Raw genomic sequence first — 477 nt, 5'->3', positions numbered from 1 at the left:
TCACTGGTGAACGCACTGCGCAACTGGATACCCCTCGTGCAGCTGCCGCCGCGCGGGGTATGGGGCGAGGGCGGGCAGCCGGTGTACGCGACCGTGGAGGAGTGGCTGGGGCGGGCGGTCGAAAGCCCCGACCCGGCGACTGTCGTCACGCGGTATCTCGGCGCTTTTGGCCCGGCGGGCGTCGCCGACCTGCAGAAGTGGTCCGGGCTGACGGGGCTGCGCCAGGTCGTGGCCGGCCTGGAACTGCGGACGTACCGGGACGATCAGGGACGGGTGCTGTATGACCTGCCGGACGCGGGCCTGCCCGACCCGGATACCCCGGTGCCCGCGCGTTTCGTCGCCGACTTCGACAACCTGGTGCTGTCGCACGCCGACCGGTCCCGGATTCTCGGGGAGGTGGCTCCGGGCCAGGTGATGACGGTCAACGGGATCGTTCGCGGCACGGTCCTGGTCGACGGATTCGTCGGCGGCACGTGG

1 protein-coding gene is annotated in these 477 nt (G+C 71.3%); it reads left to right on the top strand.

All coding sequences use genetic code 11. The features are described from left to right. The coding region (locus JK364_RS54610; RefSeq protein ID WP_201858911.1) for a winged helix DNA-binding domain-containing protein at window positions 1–477 on the top strand (477 nt) is incomplete at both ends.

The sequence above is a fragment of the Streptomyces endocoffeicus genome (assembly GCF_016741935.1).
Taxonomy (GTDB): Bacteria; Actinomycetota; Actinomycetes; order Streptomycetales; family Streptomycetaceae; genus Streptomyces; species Streptomyces endocoffeicus.
The sequence above is the reverse complement of the archived record's forward strand: the minus strand, read 5'-3'. Positions and strand labels throughout refer to the sequence as shown.